General features: G+C 37.4%; 18 protein-coding genes. 15 read left to right on the top strand and 3 right to left on the bottom strand.

Translation table 11 applies throughout. The annotated features are described in order from the left end of the window. Position 1 precedes the first annotated feature (1 nt). Positions 2 to 349, top strand: a complete 348-nt coding sequence (gene rsfS, locus J2S77_RS03220; RefSeq protein ID WP_306974579.1) for a ribosome silencing factor — start codon at positions 2 to 4, stop codon at positions 347 to 349. Positions 350 to 352: 3 nt separating this feature from the next. Next, entirely contained in the window at positions 353 to 1,102 is a 750-nt protein-coding gene (locus J2S77_RS03215) for a class I SAM-dependent DNA methyltransferase (protein ID WP_306974577.1), read from the top strand. 67 nt (positions 1,103 to 1,169) lie between these two features. Here J2S77_RS03215 and comER read toward each other — a convergent pair whose 3' ends face one another. Further along, positions 1,170 to 1,997 (bottom strand): late competence protein ComER, encoded by an 828-nt coding sequence (gene comER / locus J2S77_RS03210; protein WP_306974574.1) that lies wholly within the window; start codon positions 1,995 to 1,997, stop codon positions 1,170 to 1,172. Between the two features lie 55 nt (positions 1,998 to 2,052). Here comER and J2S77_RS03205 point away from each other — a divergent pair, with 55 nt between their 5' ends. The 3 genes from J2S77_RS03205 to J2S77_RS03195 all read left to right on the top strand — a co-directional run bounded on the left by J2S77_RS03205 (position 2,053) and on the right by J2S77_RS03195 (position 5,524). After that, positions 2,053 to 2,646: a helix-hairpin-helix domain-containing protein gene (locus J2S77_RS03205; RefSeq protein ID WP_306974572.1), complete on the top strand. Its 594-nt coding sequence runs from the start codon at positions 2,053 to 2,055 to the stop codon at positions 2,644 to 2,646. A 75-nt stretch (positions 2,647 to 2,721) separates the two neighbouring features. Further along, positions 2,722 to 3,291: a ComE operon protein 2 gene (locus J2S77_RS03200; RefSeq protein ID WP_306974570.1), complete on the top strand. Its 570-nt coding sequence runs from the start codon at positions 2,722 to 2,724 to the stop codon at positions 3,289 to 3,291. 4 nt (positions 3,292 to 3,295) lie between these two features. Beyond that, positions 3,296 to 5,524 carry a DNA internalization-related competence protein ComEC/Rec2 gene (locus tag J2S77_RS03195; protein WP_306974569.1) on the top strand — a complete coding sequence of 743 codons (2,229 nt, stop codon included), beginning with the start codon at positions 3,296 to 3,298 and terminating at the stop codon, positions 5,522 to 5,524. A 54-nt stretch (positions 5,525 to 5,578) separates the two neighbouring features. Here J2S77_RS03195 and J2S77_RS03190 read toward each other — a convergent pair whose 3' ends face one another. Continuing rightward, positions 5,579 to 5,713 carry a YqzM family protein gene (locus J2S77_RS03190; RefSeq protein ID WP_167261062.1) on the bottom strand — a complete coding sequence of 45 codons (135 nt, stop codon included), beginning with the start codon at positions 5,711 to 5,713 and terminating at the stop codon, positions 5,579 to 5,581. Positions 5,714 to 6,025: 312 nt separating this feature from the next. Between J2S77_RS03190 and holA the strand changes: the two genes are divergently transcribed. Continuing rightward, positions 6,026 to 7,051, top strand: a complete 1,026-nt coding sequence (gene holA, locus J2S77_RS03185) for a DNA polymerase III subunit delta (RefSeq protein ID WP_306974567.1) — start codon at positions 6,026 to 6,028, stop codon at positions 7,049 to 7,051. Between the two features lie 37 nt (positions 7,052 to 7,088). On the opposite strand, the gene rpsT is transcribed toward holA, so the two are convergent. After that, on the bottom strand, positions 7,089 to 7,355 hold the full coding sequence (gene rpsT / locus J2S77_RS03180) for a 30S ribosomal protein S20 (protein WP_306974565.1): 267 nt from the start codon (positions 7,353 to 7,355) through the stop codon (positions 7,089 to 7,091). A 179-nt stretch (positions 7,356 to 7,534) separates the two neighbouring features. Between rpsT and gpr the strand changes: the two genes are divergently transcribed. From gpr to dnaJ, 9 genes are all read left to right on the top strand, one after another. Beyond that, positions 7,535 to 8,629 carry a GPR endopeptidase gene (gene gpr, locus J2S77_RS03175; protein ID WP_306974563.1) on the top strand — a complete coding sequence of 365 codons (1,095 nt, stop codon included), beginning with the start codon at positions 7,535 to 7,537 and terminating at the stop codon, positions 8,627 to 8,629. Between the two features lie 65 nt (positions 8,630 to 8,694). After that, complete coding sequence (gene spoIIP / locus J2S77_RS03170) at positions 8,695 to 9,819, top strand: stage II sporulation protein P (protein ID WP_306974561.1); 1,125 nt, start codon at positions 8,695 to 8,697, stop codon at positions 9,817 to 9,819. Between the two features lies 1 nt (position 9,820). Further along, entirely contained in the window at positions 9,821 to 10,093 is a 273-nt protein-coding gene (locus J2S77_RS03165) for a hypothetical protein (protein ID WP_306974559.1), read from the top strand. Between the two features lie 84 nt (positions 10,094 to 10,177). Beyond that, the gene (lepA, locus tag J2S77_RS03160) at positions 10,178 to 11,992 is read left to right on the top strand and encodes a translation elongation factor 4 (RefSeq protein ID WP_306974557.1); all 1,815 of its coding nucleotides are present in this window, start codon (positions 10,178 to 10,180) and stop codon (positions 11,990 to 11,992) included. Between the two features lie 78 nt (positions 11,993 to 12,070). Continuing rightward, complete coding sequence (hemW, locus tag J2S77_RS03155; RefSeq protein WP_306974556.1) at positions 12,071 to 13,249, top strand: radical SAM family heme chaperone HemW; 1,179 nt, start codon at positions 12,071 to 12,073, stop codon at positions 13,247 to 13,249. A 63-nt stretch (positions 13,250 to 13,312) separates the two neighbouring features. Next, complete coding sequence (hrcA, locus tag J2S77_RS03150; RefSeq protein ID WP_306974555.1) at positions 13,313 to 14,341, top strand: heat-inducible transcriptional repressor HrcA; 1,029 nt, start codon at positions 13,313 to 13,315, stop codon at positions 14,339 to 14,341. Between the two features lie 152 nt (positions 14,342 to 14,493). Further along, the gene (grpE, locus tag J2S77_RS03145) at positions 14,494 to 15,057 is read left to right on the top strand and encodes a nucleotide exchange factor GrpE (RefSeq protein WP_306974553.1); all 564 of its coding nucleotides are present in this window, start codon (positions 14,494 to 14,496) and stop codon (positions 15,055 to 15,057) included. 36 nt (positions 15,058 to 15,093) lie between these two features. Then, positions 15,094 to 16,911 (top strand): molecular chaperone DnaK, encoded by a 1,818-nt coding sequence (gene dnaK / locus J2S77_RS03140; protein WP_306974551.1) that lies wholly within the window; start codon positions 15,094 to 15,096, stop codon positions 16,909 to 16,911. A gap of 156 nt (positions 16,912 to 17,067) precedes the next feature. Then, on the top strand, positions 17,068 to 18,192 hold the full coding sequence (gene dnaJ / locus J2S77_RS03135; protein ID WP_306974549.1) for a molecular chaperone DnaJ: 1,125 nt from the start codon (positions 17,068 to 17,070) through the stop codon (positions 18,190 to 18,192). The last annotated feature ends 10 nt before the right edge of the window (positions 18,193 to 18,202 follow it).

The following is an 18,202-nucleotide window of genomic DNA, read 5'->3' as shown; positions in this document are numbered from 1 at the left end:
TATGGAAAGTAAAGAGTTATTAAATATTGCGGCTCAAGCATGTGATGATAAACGAGCTGAAAACTTAGTCGCACTAGATATGAGAGAAGTTTCCCTTATGGCTGATTACTTCTTAATCTGTCACGGTTCAAATGAACGCCAAGTAGATGCAATTAGCAAGGGAATTAAAGATGCTGTTGAAGAACAGGGTGTTGAAGTCAAAAAAATAGAAGGTAAAGATGATGCACGCTGGGTTTTAGTCGATTTAGACGATGTTATTGTTCATATTTTCCATGCTGAAGAGCGTCAATATTATAACTTAGAAAAACTATGGGGCGACGCGGAAGAAGTGTCGCTGTCTGTGTCATAAACGATGATTTATGAGAACATGGCTTATGTTTATGATGAATTGATGGATGATGCGCCTTATAATCAGTGGGTTCAATTTACACAAAGTTTATTGGGCGAATCATCAAGTCATTTTTCAATGAAGTTGTTGGATCTTGGTTGTGGTACAGGGACATTAACCCTTTCAATGACTCATTTATTTGATGAAATTGTAGGTGTTGATCAATCTAAGACGATGATTGATGTTGCCAAAGAAAAGACACAATACGCTGACCAAAAAGTGGCTTGGATTGAAAGCGATATTCGTGAACTGCGATTAGAACAGTCTTATGATATTATTACGAGTTATTGTGATGTTGTTAATTATTTAACTGATTATACTAGCTTAGAGCAAATGTTTGATACTGTCTATCAGCATCTTAATCCAAATGGCTTGTTTATTTTTGATAGTCACAGTTCGTCTTATGTTGAAGGTTTGATTGATGCTGAAATGTTTACGGAAATTCGGGAAGATTTGAGTTATGTTTGGCTTTGTGAGGCAGGAGAGCAACCAGGAGAAATCACGCATGACCTAACATTCTTTGTTGAGGAATCAAACGGGTTATACCGCCGATTTGATGAAACGCATACACAACGTGTGTTTGCGGTAAATGAGGTTAGACAATTACTCGAATCGAAAGGTTTATCAATAAAGACAATCACAGGCGACTGGGGAGAGACAGACATAGAGAATGCCAATCGCATCTTTTATGTTTGTCAAAAAACTTCAATATAAAAGCAACCGATGAGTGAACTTATCGGTTGCTTTTTTTGTTAAATGAAGTAAAATAATAGTAATCGCTTTAAATCAATTGATTAATCCACTCATCGACATGGCCTTTTTCTCGATTAAATTTAGTGTGTGTTTTAATAAAGACTTCATTAAAGCCAGCAGGTACACTTTGCTCTAAGCCTTTCATGCCAACTCCTGTGATCCCACCTTTAACCATCACTTTTTCTTTCAAAGATGTTAAATCAAAATGGTCTTGTTTGAGTAACTCTCCATATCCAATCATCATGGACTCCACTAATTCCGTGGCTAATTCCTTATCAATATCCGCTTCGCTTGTAGCAGCTTCTATTAATTCTTCAAGAAGATAACTGACAAATGCAGGTCCACACGATACTAAATCTGATGCAATTCTCACTCGTGATTCACTAATTTCCACTGGTGTTGAGAACAATTTACATGTTTGCCATAGGATATATTTCATTTCGTCACTTATGGAATCATTAAATGTTAACAATGTTTTTCCGCGAAGCGCGCTATTGGTAATGCTCGGTATTAATCTTGCCGTTTGACAGCTTAGAATATGACTCAGGTGGTCTAAAGAAATTGAACTTGTGATGGAAACAACCAGCTGGTCCTCTGATAATTTTTGATTGAGTCGATTTGCAACTGAAATAATGTCTTTCGGTTTAGTGCAAATAAATATAATATCACATGAAGCAGCCATGGCATCAACAGTTTGTAAAATATGAACATCAGGATAAGTTTCTTTTAGGCGATAAGCTTTGAGTAATGTCCGGTTGTGAATATAAATGTTTTTTTGGTCGACTGCATGACTATCGACTAAAGCGTTTAACAATACTGTTCCCATATTACCTGTTCCGATTATTCCCCAATTCATAATCATCCTCCTCTAAACCAACTTAACTCTATGTATATGAAAGAAGGTTCAAAACATGTTAGTTCCAAAAAAATGGATTGTTACAACTGTGATGATTTTAGTTGTTATTGGTATTAGCATTTTTCAATCAAGTTCCTCCGAGAATGGGGGACAACCTGTTATAGTTGAAGAACGTTCTTCTGAAACTGAAAGCACCGAAAGAGTTAGTGAAGTAAGTGAAAATTCTCTAGTTGTCGATATTAAAGGTGCGGTACATGACCCGGGTGTTTATGAGATGTCGGAAGGGGATAGAGTGGTCGATGCCATCGAGTATGCTGGAGGATTAAAATCTGATGCAGATGAACATCAAATTAATTTAGCTGAATTGGTGTATGATGAAATGATTATTATGATACCTGAAGTAAGTGATGGTCAAAATTCTCCTGATTTATCTATAGATAATAGTCAACAAGATGGGAAAATTAGAATAAATCAAGCTACAGCAGAAGAATTAACATCGTTATCAGGAATAGGTGAGAAGAAAGCACAAACTATTATTGATTACAGAGAAGAAAACGGAGCATTTAAGTCTTTAGATGAATTGTTAAATATAAGTGGAATAGGTGAGAAGACGTTAGAACAGATCGAAGAAAACCTAATTGTTCCATAATCATTCTCTTTACGGAGTTAGAACGGTTCTATACAATGAAGATAAGGTATTTGCAGTCATAAGGAGGCAACAATGATGGAACGTATTTCTTGGGATCAATATTATATGTCACAAAGCCATTTACTTGCATTACGTAGTACGTGTGAACGCTTAGCTGTTGGTGCTACGATTGTTCGTGATAAACGGGTTATTGCTGGAGGGTATAACGGCAGCCCATCAGGTAGTGTCCATTGTATCGATGAAGGATGTAAACTTATCGACGGACATTGTGTGCGAACGATTCACGCAGAAGTTAATGCGATTCTACAATGTGCTAAGTTTGGTGTAGCAACAGAAGGAGCAGAAATATATGTTACACATTTTCCATGTTTAAATTGCTGTAAAACCATTATTCAAAGTGGTATCAAAAAAATATATTACGCTCATGATTACAAAAATCACCCTTATGCGATTGAATTGTTGCAAGAAGCGGGTGTCGAGTTTGAGAAGGTTGAATTAGATTATTTACATATCGATACCAACACAAAAGATAAATTATATTTCATGACGTCACTTATTGAAAAGTTAGAAGAACGAGGTGCGAGTGAAGAGGAGTTAAAAGATTTACGAATGAAAGCGAATCAATTGTTTACGTACTCTGAATAAGTCCATGCGTGGAAAACTTTATATTGTTGCACTTTTTTATGTAGCAGGTTATTTACCAACAGGCCTCGGTATTCTTGTGATTAGTATCTTGATTTATTTGTTTTTAGAATACTTTTCTAAGAACCGAGGTTTGTTAATAACTTCTCTCATTTTATTTACACTATCTCTTCTCTTGACGCCCACTCCTCAATCATTAACTCCAATCCAAGAAAAATGGAATTACCAACACACTGTTACAATCAAATCGGACCAAAATATACATGATCAATCTTATTCTTATGTCGCCGAATTGGAAGACGGCCAGCGTGTACAGTTGTTCTTTGACCAAGAGGCGGAATTAAGTCATGTTGTTCATGGAGCTACATGTTATTTAGAAGCCGAATTATCCTCACCTGATCCTGCCACTAATCCAGGTCAATTTGACTATCGTTCATTTTTACAGAATGAAGGAATTGTAGCCATTAGTTATAACCCCACGCTTATAAACTGCGATGGAAATAGTGTGCTATCCCATCTATATCAATACCGATCGACTTTGATGGGTGGGCTAAATGAAACCTATCAGGCGGATACAATCGCTTGGCTAAATGCCTTAATATTTGGTGACAGACAAGGATTAGATGAAGAAGTTCTAGGTGTATATCAATTTTGGAATATTACTCATTTATTAGCTATTTCAGGGCTTCATGTTGGTTTGACCTTAGGTATGATTTATTATGTATTACTGTATGGATTAAAGTTACCCAAAGAACGTATTAACCTCATATTATTATTCTTTATCCCATTTTATATTGTCATCGCAGGAGCGAATCCTCCAGTTATTCGAGCTGGATTAATGGCTGCACTATTTATTATCTTATCTTTTTATAAAAAACGATTAGATACAACGGATATTCTTTCGTTTATATTTTTAGTTGTGTTGTGGATTGATCCTTATTTAATTTATCAGTTAGGTTTTCAATTTTCATTTGTTGTGACGTTTTCGCTTGTGTTATCTAAGTCGTTATTAACTCAATCTAATCATTGGTTGAGTCAATCCTTGATTATTAGCTTGGTAAGCCAGCTCGCCATTTTACCGATCCAGTTAACCCATTTCCATTTCACGAATGCATTATCCATTTTAATCAACTTAATCATGGTTCCCGTTTATTCTGTATTAATTATTCCGTTAAGTATATTACTACTGATTAGTGTCTGGTTACCTCAACCCATTTCGTTTTTATTAGAGCGTGTATTTCTAAGTATGCAAGAAGTAATTCAGTCCATTTTTTCCATTATGGGTCAACCTTATTTTGCGACTTGGGTGACTGGTGAACCACCTATGATTGCAATTGTCTTGTTCTATATATCTTGGTTAGTCATGATGCGTTTATGGGCATTAAAAGAACTCGGAAAAGCAGCCTTAGCTGGTTGTGTGATGATTAGTATTTTGTTAATTGCACAATATAGTGTGTACCTTGATAAGAATCTTTATTTAACGATGTTGGATGTCGGTCAAGCTGAAGCGGTTGTGTTGGAGTTACCTAATCGTGAAGGTGTGTTTTTGTTTGATGCAGGTGAAGAGGTGTCTTTCTCTGAAGTTCAATCGCATGATAATTATGAGAATATTATTAAGCCATTTTTATGGTCACGGGGTATTAAGCATCTCGATGGTCTGTGGATTAGTCATGCAGATTATGATCATATTGGGTCTGCATCACAAGTCATTCATGATTTTCACCCTGAATTGTTATTTCGATATTCATTAGAACAGTCAGAATTAGACTCTTTGGATGGAACAACTATGCAGGTAGAAAAAGGGGATATAATTAAGTGGAAAGATACCACATTTACTGTTTTGGCTCCAGATGTTGGTAAAGTAACAGATGATGAAAATGAACGTTCTGTTGTGGTATTAGTTGAATATGATGATTTTTCAATACTCATGACTGGGGATATCACTAATTCGGTGGAAGAAGAGCTAATGAATGCAGAAAAATTAGGAGAAGTTGATATCTTAAAGGTAGCACATCACGGGAGTGATACCTCTACATCTGAATCGTTTTTACAGCACGTAAACCCAACTACAGGCCTTATTTCAGTAGGTCATAACAATCATTATAATCATCCAAGTCCAGAAGTTTATGACCGTTTAGTTAAGCATGATATTGCTGTTTATCGTACAGATGAAAATGGCGCCATTACAATAAAATTCATCGATGGACAACACACGGCAGACCCATTTATCCCATAAATTAAAATAAAAAGAGGCACTAATAGCCCCTTTTTAAATAAGTCATATTACCATTTAGTTAGCAAAAATTGTGAAAATGGTGCCGATCGCAAAAATCACAAAGAAGAAAATGAACGAAAAGCCAAATCCTTTAATGGAATCAACAACGTCATTATTTTTGGATTGCACATCGTGTTCGAAATCGTTCATGACCATCCCTCCTAGTTCAATAATAGTATAAGCGATTCATTCAAAAAAATCTATATGTTTTGTTGAATGTCAAAAATTTGTGACTGTCGTTAATCCTTGATTGTTAAGAACTAACAACGATAATTCGATTATAATTACACACACTAATTATAACAACAAATAACACTAAAAACAAAGAATCCCGGGTATTTGTTTTTAGTGTTTATATAGATGCTGGGAGGAGACTTTTTCTGGGTCTCCTCTCTTTACATGATTTACTCTTGTGAAAAAGCGATGATCAGTATAGGATAGCTATAGAGAGGAGAACGAGTCATGCATGCACAACAATTTGTTGAACAGAAGAAAATCACAGTAGCCCCTATTTATTTACTCTATGGCAATGAGCCTTTTTTTATACAGCAATCGACAGAAAAAATTATCAATCAGATTCGCGAAAAAGATCCTGAAGTCGACCAACAAAATTACGATATGGAAACGGTATCGGTTCAGGAGGCAATTCATGATGCTGAAACATTTCCTTTCTTCAGTGAATATAAAATAGTCAGTTTAAATAGAGCGAGCTTCTTAACAGGACAAGCTAAAAGTGAAATAGAACATGACCTTGATGTGTTAACTGAATATATTAAACAACCTGCTGAATTCACAACACTCATCATTATTGCTCCATATGAGAAACTGGACCAACGTCGTAAAATTGTAAAAACATTAAAGGAGCATTGTGAACTGATTGATTGTTCACCACCCGATTTACGTCATATGAATGATGTGATTAAACAGATGGCAGATTCATTTGAGTTAAGTTTGTCTGAGTCAGTCATTGACTTATTGGTAGAAAGAGTAGGCGATCATTTAGAAGCTTTACAATCAGAATTACATAAACTCTCGCTTTACTTTGGTACAAACCAAGTCAATTACTATGAAGCTGAACCGTTAATTAGTACTTACGCTGAAACGAGTACATTTTCTTTGATTGATGCATTAGTGGACAATCGATTGGGGGAGGCTTTAAATATTCTGAAGGCTTTGCGAAAGCAAAATGAGGAACCTATCGCTCTTTTAGCTCTTATTACATCGCAAATCAGATTAATCTTACAATGCAAACTTTTAAAACGCAGAGGGTACCAACAACAACAAATAGCTAAGCAAATGCGTGTACATCCTTATGCAGTGAAGATGGCGTTCAAACGAGAGAGAGCTTTTAGTGAAATAACACTCAAATCAGCTTTGAGTGATGGTGCAAAAACTGATGAAAAATTAAAAACAGGTCAAATGGATAAGTGGTTAGCAATTGAAATGTACTTACAATCCATTATGCGTCACCTAACACAAACGAGATAAAAAAGCGATCGCTATTAATAGCGATCGCTTTTTTGCATTAACTAATAAGGTTGTTTACTTTTTGTGTTAATCTGCTCTTCTTACGGTCACCATTGTTTTTATGAATAATACCGCGCTGAACAGCTTTGTCAATTTTGCTTGTAGCAGTTGTAAGCAAACGTTTTGCTTCATCAACATCTTTATTACGAACTGCTTTTTCAACACGCTTTGCAGCTGTACGCATATCAGAACGAGGTTCTTGATTACGCTCGCGCTTATCAGCATTAATGCGAATTCGTTTTTCACCTTGTGGGTTATTAGCCATTTCTTTCACCTCCTGATGAGTATATCCGTACCAATTCATTCGTATCTTGGACAAAAGTCATTTTACCAAAGCAACCACCAGTTTTCAATAGATAATAGTTAAGAAGCATACTCCTTCGTTTAAAATACATGTTATTTGGAGATGATAATGTGTAGTTTATTAATTGATGGAGGTATTGTATGACTAAGATTAATGCTAATCGCCGAACGGATTTAGCTTTAGAAGCGCGAGATATGTTTGTTGAACAGAATCCGGACCGAAAAGAAGAATTAGACGGAATTACGATTAAGACATTTGAAGAAGATGATATTAAATTAACGCGAGTAAAGATTGACTCAAAGGGAGCTGAGCGTGTAGGCAAAGCGCCGGGGCATTATACAACTATTGAATCTCAACTGATGCGGCGACTAAATGATGATTTCGAAAAGCAATTAGGTACTTTATTAGCTGGTGAATTAGAAAGGCTGCTTGAGTTCCATGATATTCATCCGGATGCGATGGGGCTTATTGTCGGTTTAGGAAATGATTATGTAACACCTGATGCATTGGGACCTCAAGTAACGAAGAAAGTCTATGTGACCAATCATTTATTCAAATTACAGCCAGAACGTGTTGAAAAAGGCTTTCGTCCTTTGACTGCTTTTACGCCAAGTGTAATGGGACTAACTGGAGTGGAGACCACAGATCTTATTTTTGGTGTGGTCGAAAAGGTAAAACCTGATTTTATTATCGCAATCGATGCTTTAGCAGCAAGGTCGATCGATCGAGTGAATACAACAATACAATTATCTGATACTGGTGTTCATCCAGGGTCAGGAGTTGGGAATGATCGTAAAGAAGTGAGTGAATCTACGTTAAATGTACCTGTTTTTTCGATAGGCATTCCGACAGTGGTCGATGCTGTCACCATCACGAGTGATACGATTGACTATCTATTAAAGCATTTCGGACGTGAGGTTGATGAGCAAGACAAAGCCAGTAAAGCATTAACGCCGAGTGGGATGACTTTTGGAGAACGAAAAGAACTCACAGATGAAGATTTACCTGAAGAAGAAGAGAGGAAACGATATTTAGGATTAATTGGTCAGTTGGGTGAAGATGAAAAAAGACAATTAATAGAAGAAGTATTAAGCCCAATAGGACACAATTTAATAGTCACACCTAAGGAAGTAGATGATGTGATTGTGCATATGTCAAAACTGGTTGCATCAGGTATTAACCAAGGACTTCACAACCAAGTAGAACAACATAATACAAAAGATTTTCTCGGTTAATAGTTCTACCTTTTCAACTTAACACATACGGTTTAATAGAGTGTTAATAGAAAGGTTGAAAAGGTATGAACAGACCATTGTATATTCTTAGATCTATAGTTAAAGCCATTAAACATAATCCAATGTTGATTTTTGTTGTACTATTTATATGTTTATGGCTAGTGATTCCATTGTTTTCAAAAGGGTCACCAGAATCATCAACAAATTTAATGCACGAATGGATTCAAGAGATCGATGGATCCACTTTAACGACGTTGATGTCCTTTGATCAACCAGTATTAGCAGACTTACAATCTGATCACGATCAAACACTATCATTTTCAAATATAATAATACCTCTCATAACTAATTCGCCTTATCAAGATTTGCGGTTGTTATTTGGGCATGAGTTGCCTAATTTTCCTGGAAACCAAGGACGTATTGCGATAGCAGGGAGTGGGACAAACCAATTTACAACATCTGTTGAATCAGCTCCACCTGATTATATATTTGAACAAGAAGAAGAGATTGATGAATCAGAACAAAGAAGTACAGATGTTTATGAAGATGAAGCTGTTTATATTTACAACACTCATAACCGTGAAGCGTTTTTGCCGTATTTAGACGAAGATGCTACTAGCAATGAAGCATTCAATCACGTAGATAATGTCGTGGACTTGAGTGTAACGTTAAAAGAAAGGTTACAAGAACGAGGGATAGATTCTTACGTAGAGAAAACAGACTTTTATAAAATCTTGCAGCAAAAAGGACTTGAATACCATGAGTCATACGATGTGGCTCGTGAAGTCGTGGCAGATTATCATGAACAAGAACCAACAGAGTATTTTATAGACATTCACCGTGATGGTCAACCTCACCGAATTACGACAACCACAATCAACGATAAACCAGCCGCTAAGCTTATGTTTGTTGTTGGGGGAGATCACGAGGACTATGAAGCGAATTTAGAGTTTGCGGCAGAATTACATGAAATGCTAGAGGAACGTTATCCATCCTTGAGTCGTGGCGTTCAAATTAGTGAGGGTGAAGGGACGAATGGTGTATTTAATCAAGATTTATCTGAACAGAAGTTACTGCTAGAAGTCGGTGGCGTTGATAATGATTTTGAAGAGATGAATTATAGCTTAGATCTGTTTGCTGATGTGCTAGCGGATTATATTGCAGAAAATAATCAATCAGAGGGTGAATAGAATGCGGTTAATTGGTTTATTATTTGTATTATTACTCATCTTTCAATTCGGATTTCAAATGGGTGATCATGATAACTCAGACGTTGTCCAAAATGAACAGCAAATAAGTGAGCAAGAATCATCTTTTCAGGAACAACATCAACAACTAACTCAGGATGAAGCGGAAGAGGAAAAAGGGTTGTTTTATTTAGCAACAAGAGTTGAGCACTATATTAAAGAATTATTTTCCCTATTATTTCACTTTGTTTATCGTCTAGCTGTGAGTTTCGGATAAAGGGATTAACAGATTTGAATTGAATATCATGCGTGGTATTGCTATAATCGAGCTAGTGAATGGACGTATACAGGAGTGGTAATTTTGACTAATGATAGACAACAACGTATTCGAAACTTCTCGATTATAGCTCATATTGATCATGGTAAATCAACATTAGCTGATCGAATTTTAGAGAAAACAAAGGCTTTATCTGATCGTGAAATGAAAGAACAATTTCTTGATGGGATGGATTTAGAACGTGAACGAGGCATTACCATTAAGTTAAATTCAGTTCAATTAGAATATGGTGCCAATGATGGTGAAAACTATATATTTCATTTAATTGATACACCAGGGCACGTCGATTTTACATATGAAGTGTCACGGAGTTTAGCTGCTTGTGAAGGAGCAATCCTAGTCGTTGATGCTGCCCAAGGAATTGAAGCTCAAACATTAGCCAATGTTTATTTAGCATTGGATAATGATTTAGAAATCATCCCCGTTATTAATAAAATTGATCTTCCAAGTGCGGATGTCGATCGGGTTAAACAAGAAATTGAAGATGTCATTGGCATCGACGGAGATGAAGCAATATTGGCTTCTGCTAAGGATGGAAAAGGTATTGAAGAAATTATGGAACGGATTGTGACAGATATACCAGCACCATCTGGAGGTCTCGAAGACCCAACACGTGGTTTGATTTTCGATTCGTTATATGACCCTTACCGTGGTGTCATTGCGTATACATGTGTTAAAGAAGGTTCAATTAAGATTGGCGACAAGATCCAAATGATGCAGACAGGAAAAGAGTTTGAGGTCAATGATATGGGTGTATTCACGCCTAATGCTGTGCGCAAAAAAGAGTTATCAGTAGGTGACGTTGGCTTTTTAACCGCATCGATTAAGAATGTCAAAGATACGCGTGTAGGTGATACAATTACTCTCGCCAGTCGACCAGCTGATGAACCATTACCAGGTTATCGACGATTGAATCCTATGGTTTTCTGTGGACTTTTCCCTGTTAGTGCTGATGATTATAATGATCTTAGAGAAGCTTTAGAACGTCTCGAATTAAACGATTCATCATTACAATATGAACCAGAATCATCTCAAGCTTTAGGGTTCGGCTTCCGTTGTGGTTTCTTAGGTTTATTACACATGGAAATTATTCAAGAACGAATTGAACGTGAATTTAATATTCAATTAATTACTACCGCACCAAGCGTTATTTATGAAGTAGAACAAACGGGCGGTGAGACGATTGAAATCGAGAATCCAGCTCATATGCCTGATTCTCAGCAAGTAAATGAAGTTAGAGAACCGTTTGTAACAGCATCTATTATGGTACCTAACGAATATGTTGGTCCCGTAATGGAAATTTGCCAGAAGAAGCGTGGCGAATATTCCGATATGCGTTATATGGACGAAAATCGTGTAAACATTGTTTATGATATTCCGCTATCCGAGATTGTTTACGATTTCTTTGACCGATTGAAATCACAGACAAAAGGGTATGCTTCATTTGATTATGAACTTAAAGGCTATAAGCCATCTAATCTCGTGAAGATGGACATTTTATTGAACGGAGAGACCATTGACGCTTTATCATTTATTGTTCACCGCGACTTTGCTTATCACCGAGGTAAACAAATCGCAGAAAAATTAAAAGACTTAATTCCAAGACAACAGTTTGAAGTGCCAGTTCAAGCGGCTATTGGCAATAATGTCATTGCAAGATCTACAATTAAGGCAATGCGCAAGAACGTGCTATCGAAATGTTATGGTGGTGACGTTACCCGTAAACGCAAGTTGTTAGAAAAGCAGAAAGAAGGTAAACAGCGCATGAAAATGGTTGGAAAAGTAGAAATTCCGCAAGAAGCCTTCATGTCTGTACTAGAAATGAATGATGACGATTAGAATGATGAGCGAAGGCCAGCCTTTAGGACTGGCCTTTTCATTGTTTTTGTATAATTTAATTAAGAAAGAAGGATAACTATGGAAGCTAGAGCAGTCTATATCCATATACCATTTTGCCATGAAATATGTCATTACTGTGATTTCGCTAAGATGTATTATGATGAGGAAACAGCTGATCAATACTTATCTTCACTTCATAAAGAAATCGGAATGTATATAGAAAATGGTCCTTTAGAAGTAGATACTATTTATATAGGTGGGGGCACACCTACGAGTCTAACGCCTCCACAATTAGAACGCTTATTCGAAACAATTGCATTTTATTTTAATACGAAATTCGTAAAAGAATGGACGATTGAAGCTAACCCTGGGGAGTTTCAAGAAGAACATGTTCAGCTAATGGCTAAATACGGTGTAAATCGTGTCTCACTAGGCGTGCAAGTTTTAGATGATGATTATTTGCAAGAACTAAATCGAATTCATTCCGTAGCTGATGTTAGTCGTTCGGTTGAACTGCTTAAGCAATACGGTCTAACTAATATTAGTATGGATTTCATTTATGCACTCCCTAATCAATCGATTGACCATTTTCGACGAACTCTAGAACAGGCTTTGTCCTATGATTTACCGCATTATTCTTCCTATGCTTTACAAATTGAACCGAAAACCGTTTTTTATATGCGCTATCAAAAAGGGCAACTCACCAAACCTCCTGAAGAGGATGAAGCGGCTATGTTTCATACATTAGTCGATCTCATGGAAGAGCATGGTTTAAATCACTATGAGATTAGTAACTTTTCGAAACCAGGATATGAAAGCAAGCACAATTTGACGTACTGGGCAAATGTTCCTTATTATGCATTTGGAGCAGGGGCACATGGTTATTTGAATGATGAGCGTTACGTTAATTTACGGCCAGTTAATCATTATAATGATTATATTCAAAATGATACGAAGCCAGTTGTGCACCGTGAACCGACATCGCTTAAAGAACAGATTGAAGAGGAAATGTTCTTAGGTCTTCGTCGCCAATCTGGAGTCTCTGATGAAGAATTTCAAAAACGCTATGGCTTTTCACTTTTTGATTTGTATAAAGAAGAGATTGATCGTTTGAAGCAAAAAGGATGGTTAAGCCATGAAAACAACCGTATTGCCCTAACTCGAGATGGTATGTTGTTCGGTAATGATGCCTTTGCATCGTTTTTAATTGATGACTCGACATGGAATAAAAAGTTTTCAATTGACAGCCCAATATGATTTTGATAACTTATACTTAGCATTAGCACTCGGAACATCCAAGTGCTAACAGGAGTGATGCAGATGCTAACAGATCGACAAGCACTCATTTTGCAAGTGATCATCGATGAGTTCATCGAAACAGCTCAACCGATCGGGTCACGTAATATTGCTAAAAAGGATCATATTTCATACAGTCCAGCTACCATTCGCAATGACATGGCTGACTTAGAAGAAGCGGGTTATTTAGTTAAAACCCACAGTTCATCTGGTCGAATCCCATCCGAAAAAGGATATCGATTTTATGTCGATCACATGTTATCACCATTCAGTTTATCGACTGAAGAGATGCAAGTGATTAAATCTCAATTTAATGATCGCATGATTGAAATGGAAAAGGTCATGCAAAATTCTGCTCACATCTTATCTGAATTAACTCAATATACGACGCTTGTTTTGGGACCAGAAGTATATGAAACAAAATTGAAACAATTACAGATTGTCCCGATTAATAAACAATCTGCAATCGCAATTTTGGTGACAGACACAGGACATGTTGAACACCGTTCATTTGCTGTCCCGCATACAATTGATCACAGTGATTTAGAAAAAGTCGTCAATATTTTAAACCAAAAACTTGTTGGTGTCCCGATTATTTATCTTGACCGTATGATTGAAAGTGAGGTTTTAGACTTACTTAATCAATATACGTCTAATTATCAAAAGTCTTATGATCTGATTCACAACGCTTTATTTGGTCATCAGACAACAAGTTTGTATGTGAGTGGAAAATCGAACATTTTAATGCAACCAGAATTTAATGACATTGAGAAAGCACGTTCGTTATTTAATGTGCTTGAAAATGAAGAAAAGATGGCTCCTATGCTTAAAGCTGACGAAGAAGGAATTCATATTTCTATTGGACATGAGAATGCCATGGAAGCAATGAATCACTCCACTCTAATTACAGCAACCTATACGGTCGGTAATGAGCAGATCGGAACAATTGCATTATTAGGTCCAACACGGATGGAATATGCTAAAGCCGTTTCACTACTTGATGTATGGTCAAGACATATGAGTCAGTCATTACACAAGTGGTTTAAAGATTAAATGAGCGGGTAAAATGGTCAGTGGTTAAGATATCCAACATGATTCTTGGTGATAAAAATATTGCCAAGTTTCTTCATGTGAGTCTTTTGTTACAAGAACAAAAGTGATATATTAAACAATTGGTGAAAATGATCAAGTAGGAGGTGACTGTAATGAGCGAAGAAACAAATCGACAGTCTACAGTCGAAGAAGAGTTTGAACAAACTGAAACACCTAATGAAGGTGAAGATAACAATCAAGAAGAAACTGAAACAGCGACTGAAGAGTTATCTGAGGTTGAGCAGTTAAAAGAAGAAAACGCTGCTGTACAAGACCGTTTAGCACGTCTACAAGCTGATTTTGATAACTTCCGTCGCCGCTCGCAAAAAGAGCGTGAAGCGGATTTGAAATATAAGGCTCAAGACATTGTGAATGACCTCATTCCAGTTGTAGATAACTTTGAGCGAGCATTACAAGTAGATGTTCAAGATGAAGCAACCGAATCTTATGCAGAAGGTATGCGAATGGTTTATAACCAGTTAAAACAAGCATTAATTGACCATGGTGTTGAAGAGATTGAAGCTGAAGGAGCTGAATTCGATCCTCAAAAACACCAAGCTGTTATGCAAGTAAGTGAAGAAGGTTATGAATCCAATCAAGTTATTGAAGTGATGCAAAAAGGTTATCAACTAAAAGATCGCGTTATTCGACCAGCTATGGTTAAAGTTAACGAATAAATAATACTTATAGAACGCAAAAGGAGGAACATTACGATGAGTAAGATCATTGGTATTGACTTAGGAACAACGAATTCATGTGTAGCAGTAATGGAAGGTGGCGAATCAAAAGTTATCCCAAACCCTGAGGGTAACCGTACAACGCCTTCTGTTGTAGCGTTTAAAAATGGCGAACGCCAAGTAGGTGAAGTCGCTAAGCGCCAAGCTATTACAAATGAAAATACAATTCAGTCCATCAAACGTCATATGGGCACGGATTATAAAGTTGAAATTGAAGGTAAAGAGTATACACCACAAGAGATTTCAGCAATTATCTTACAACACATCAAACAATATGCTGAAGATTATTTAGGTGAAGAAGTATCTAAAGCAGTTATTACAGTACCTGCTTACTTCAACGACGCTGAACGTCAAGCTACGAAAGACGCTGGTACAATTGCTGGTTTAGAAGTTGAACGTATTATTAATGAGCCAACAGCTGCAGCACTAGCTTACGGAATTGATCAAGATCAAGATCAAACCGTTCTAGTATACGACTTAGGTGGCGGTACATTTGACGTATCCATCCTAGATATTGGCGAAGGCACATTCGAAGTTGTTGCAACTGCAGGTGACAACAAACTTGGTGGCGATGACTTTGACCAAGTGCTAATCGACCATATGGTTGCAGAGTTCAAGAAAGAAAATGGCATTGACTTATCACAAGATAAAATGGCTCTTCAGCGTTTGAAAGAAGCTGCTGAAAAAGCGAAGAAAGACCTATCAGGTGTGGCTCAAACACAAATTTCACTACCATTCATCTCAGCAGGTGAAGCAGGCCCGCTGCACCTAGAAATGAATGTAACGCGTGCGAAATTTGAAGAGCTTGCATCAGAACTTGTAGAACGCACAATGGGTCCTACACGCCGCGCACTTAAAGACGCTGACATGTCAGCATCGAATATTGATCAAGCAATTCTTGTCGGTGGTTCAACACGTATTCCAGCTGTACAAGAAGCGATTCAAAAAGAAATTGGTAAAGAGCCGTCTAAAGGTGTTAACCCAGACGAAGTTGTAGCACTTGGTGCAGCAATCCAAGGTGGTGTGCTACAAGGTGATGTTAAAGATGTTGTCCTACTAGACGTTACACCACTGTCATTAGGTATTGAAACAATGGGTGGCGTTATGACTAAGCTAATTGAACGTAATACAACGATTCCAACAAGTGAATCACAAGTATTCTCAACAGCTGCTGACAACCAACAATCTGTCGATATCCACGTGCTACAAGGTGAGCGTGAAATGGCTGCTGATAACAAGACGCTAGGTCGTTTCCAATTAACAGATATTCCACCAGCACCACGTGGCGTACCACAAATCGAAGTTAAATTCGACATTGATGCGAACGGAATTGTTAGTGTAAGCGCGAAAGACTTAGGTACAAATAAAGAACAATCTATTACAATTAAATCGTCATCAGGTCTTTCTGAAGATGAAGTTGAACAGATGGTGAAAGATGCAGAAGAAAATGCTGAAGCCGATAAGAAACGTCGTGAGGAAGTTGAACTTCGCAACGAAGCTGATCAATTAATCTTCACAACAGATAAGACAATCAAAGATCTTGGCGAAAATGTCACTGAAGAAGAAAAACAAAAAGCTGAAACAGCAAAAGAAGAACTTCAGACTGCATTAGAAGGTGAAGACCTTGAAGCGATCAAAGAGAAGAAAGAAGCGCTTGAACAAGAAGTTCAAAACCTATCAGTGAAAATGTATGAGCAAGCACAACAACAAGCGCAACAAGAAGGCGAAGGTCAAGAAGATGACAATGTTGTTGACGCTGATTATGAAGAGGTTAAAGACGACGAACAAAAATAATACGTTCGTTTCATCCTAAAAAGTCAAAGCCAAGCGAAGTTTTACTTGGCTTTGGCTTTATTTATGAGTGCTATAAGTCATAGCAAAATTGCAGAAACAAAGATAATAATGTTAAGATAAACTTTATGCGAGAAGATACGGGAGTGTGATCTTCAATTGAGTAAACGAGACTATTATGAGGTGCTTGGTGTTTCCCAAGACGCTTCAAAAGATGAAATTAAAAAAGCATATCGCAAACTAGCAAGACAATATCACCCAGATGTTAGTGAGGAAGAGAATGCTGATGAGAAGTTTAAGGAAGCCAAAGAAGCATATGAGACTTTAAGTGATGATCAAAAACGTCAACAATATGATCGCTTTGGTCATGCTGGTGCTCAACAAGGCCAAGGTGGCTTCGGTGGCTTTGGTGCTGAAGGCTTCGGTGACTTTAGTGACATTTTTGATATGTTCTTCGGTGGTGGAGGCCGTCGTGATCCAAATGCGCCACGCCAAGGCCAAGACTTACAATATACGATGGAAATCGATTTTGAAGAAGCAATTTTCGGAAAAGAAACAACCATCCAAATTCCTAAAGACGAAGACTGTGAAACATGTGATGGCTCAGGTGCTAAGCCTGGTGCAAATGTTTCGACTTGTTCCCATTGTGGCGGTTCAGGTCAAATGAATGTTGAACAAAATACACCATTTGGACGTGTTGTGAACCGTCGCGTTTGTCAACATTGTTCAGGTACTGGTCAATTTGTTGAAGAAAAATGTTCAACATGTGGTGGCGACGGCAAAGTTCGTAAGCACCAAAAAATCGATATCAATATTCCTGGCGGGATTGAAGATGGTCAACAAATCCGTGTGACTTCTCAAGGTCGTGCTGGTGTTAATGGTGGCCCTCCAGGAGACTTATTTGTTTTAGTTCGAGTCAAACGTCATGAATTCTTCGAACGTGATGGAGATGATATTTTATGTGAAATTCCAATCACGTTTACTCAAGCTGCACTTGGTGACGAACTTGAAGTACCAACTGTTCATGGCCGCGTGAAATTAAAAGTACCTGCAGGCACACAAACAGGAACGCATTTCCGTTTGAAAGGCAAAGGTGCTCCAAATGTTCACGGCTACGGTCAAGGCGACCAACACATTCTAGTGAAAGTGATGGTGCCGAAGAATCTAAGTGACCGTCAAAAAGAATTACTCCGCGAGTTCCATGAATTAAGTGGTGAGGATTCGTTAGATGAACAACAAGATAACTTATTTACTCGTTTTAAACGCGCATTTAAAGGTGAATAATGAAATTAAA

The sequence above is a fragment of the Alkalibacillus salilacus genome, assembly GCF_030812915.1.
In the GTDB taxonomy this organism is placed as follows: Bacteria; Bacillota; Bacilli; order Bacillales; family Alkalibacillaceae; genus Alkalibacillus; species Alkalibacillus salilacus.
Note: the sequence above shows the minus strand (reverse complement) of the source record. Positions and strands in the feature narration are given on the sequence as shown.

Bases quoted from the DNA above. Each gene is read 5' to 3' on its own strand.
- gpr (WP_306974563.1), top strand. From the start codon at position 7,535: ATGACTAAGATTAATGCTAATCGCCGAACGGATTTAGCTTTAGAAGCG.
- hrcA (WP_306974555.1), top strand. From the start codon at position 13,313: ATGCTAACAGATCGACAAGCACTCATTTTGCAAGTGATCATCGATGAG.
- grpE (WP_306974553.1), top strand. From the start codon at position 14,494: ATGAGCGAAGAAACAAATCGACAGTCTACAGTCGAAGAAGAGTTTGAA.
- J2S77_RS03190 (WP_167261062.1), bottom strand. From the start codon at position 5,713: ATGAACGATTTCGAACACGATGTGCAATCCAAAAATAATGACGTTGTT.
- J2S77_RS03205 (WP_306974572.1), top strand. From the start codon at position 2,053: ATGTTAGTTCCAAAAAAATGGATTGTTACAACTGTGATGATTTTAGTT.
- J2S77_RS03215 (WP_306974577.1), top strand. From the start codon at position 353: ATGATTTATGAGAACATGGCTTATGTTTATGATGAATTGATGGATGAT.
- J2S77_RS03195 (WP_306974569.1), top strand. From the start codon at position 3,296: ATGCGTGGAAAACTTTATATTGTTGCACTTTTTTATGTAGCAGGTTAT.
- spoIIP (WP_306974561.1), top strand. From the start codon at position 8,695: ATGAACAGACCATTGTATATTCTTAGATCTATAGTTAAAGCCATTAAA.
- J2S77_RS03165 (WP_306974559.1), top strand. From the start codon at position 9,821: ATGCGGTTAATTGGTTTATTATTTGTATTATTACTCATCTTTCAATTC.
- J2S77_RS03200 (WP_306974570.1), top strand. From the start codon at position 2,722: ATGGAACGTATTTCTTGGGATCAATATTATATGTCACAAAGCCATTTA.
- dnaK (WP_306974551.1), top strand. From the start codon at position 15,094: ATGAGTAAGATCATTGGTATTGACTTAGGAACAACGAATTCATGTGTA.
- comER (WP_306974574.1), bottom strand. From the start codon at position 1,997: ATGAATTGGGGAATAATCGGAACAGGTAATATGGGAACAGTATTGTTA.
- holA (WP_306974567.1), top strand. From the start codon at position 6,026: ATGCATGCACAACAATTTGTTGAACAGAAGAAAATCACAGTAGCCCCT.
- rsfS (WP_306974579.1), top strand. From the start codon at position 2: ATGGAAAGTAAAGAGTTATTAAATATTGCGGCTCAAGCATGTGATGAT.
- rpsT (WP_306974565.1), bottom strand. From the start codon at position 7,355: ATGGCTAATAACCCACAAGGTGAAAAACGAATTCGCATTAATGCTGAT.
- hemW (WP_306974556.1), top strand. From the start codon at position 12,071: ATGGAAGCTAGAGCAGTCTATATCCATATACCATTTTGCCATGAAATA.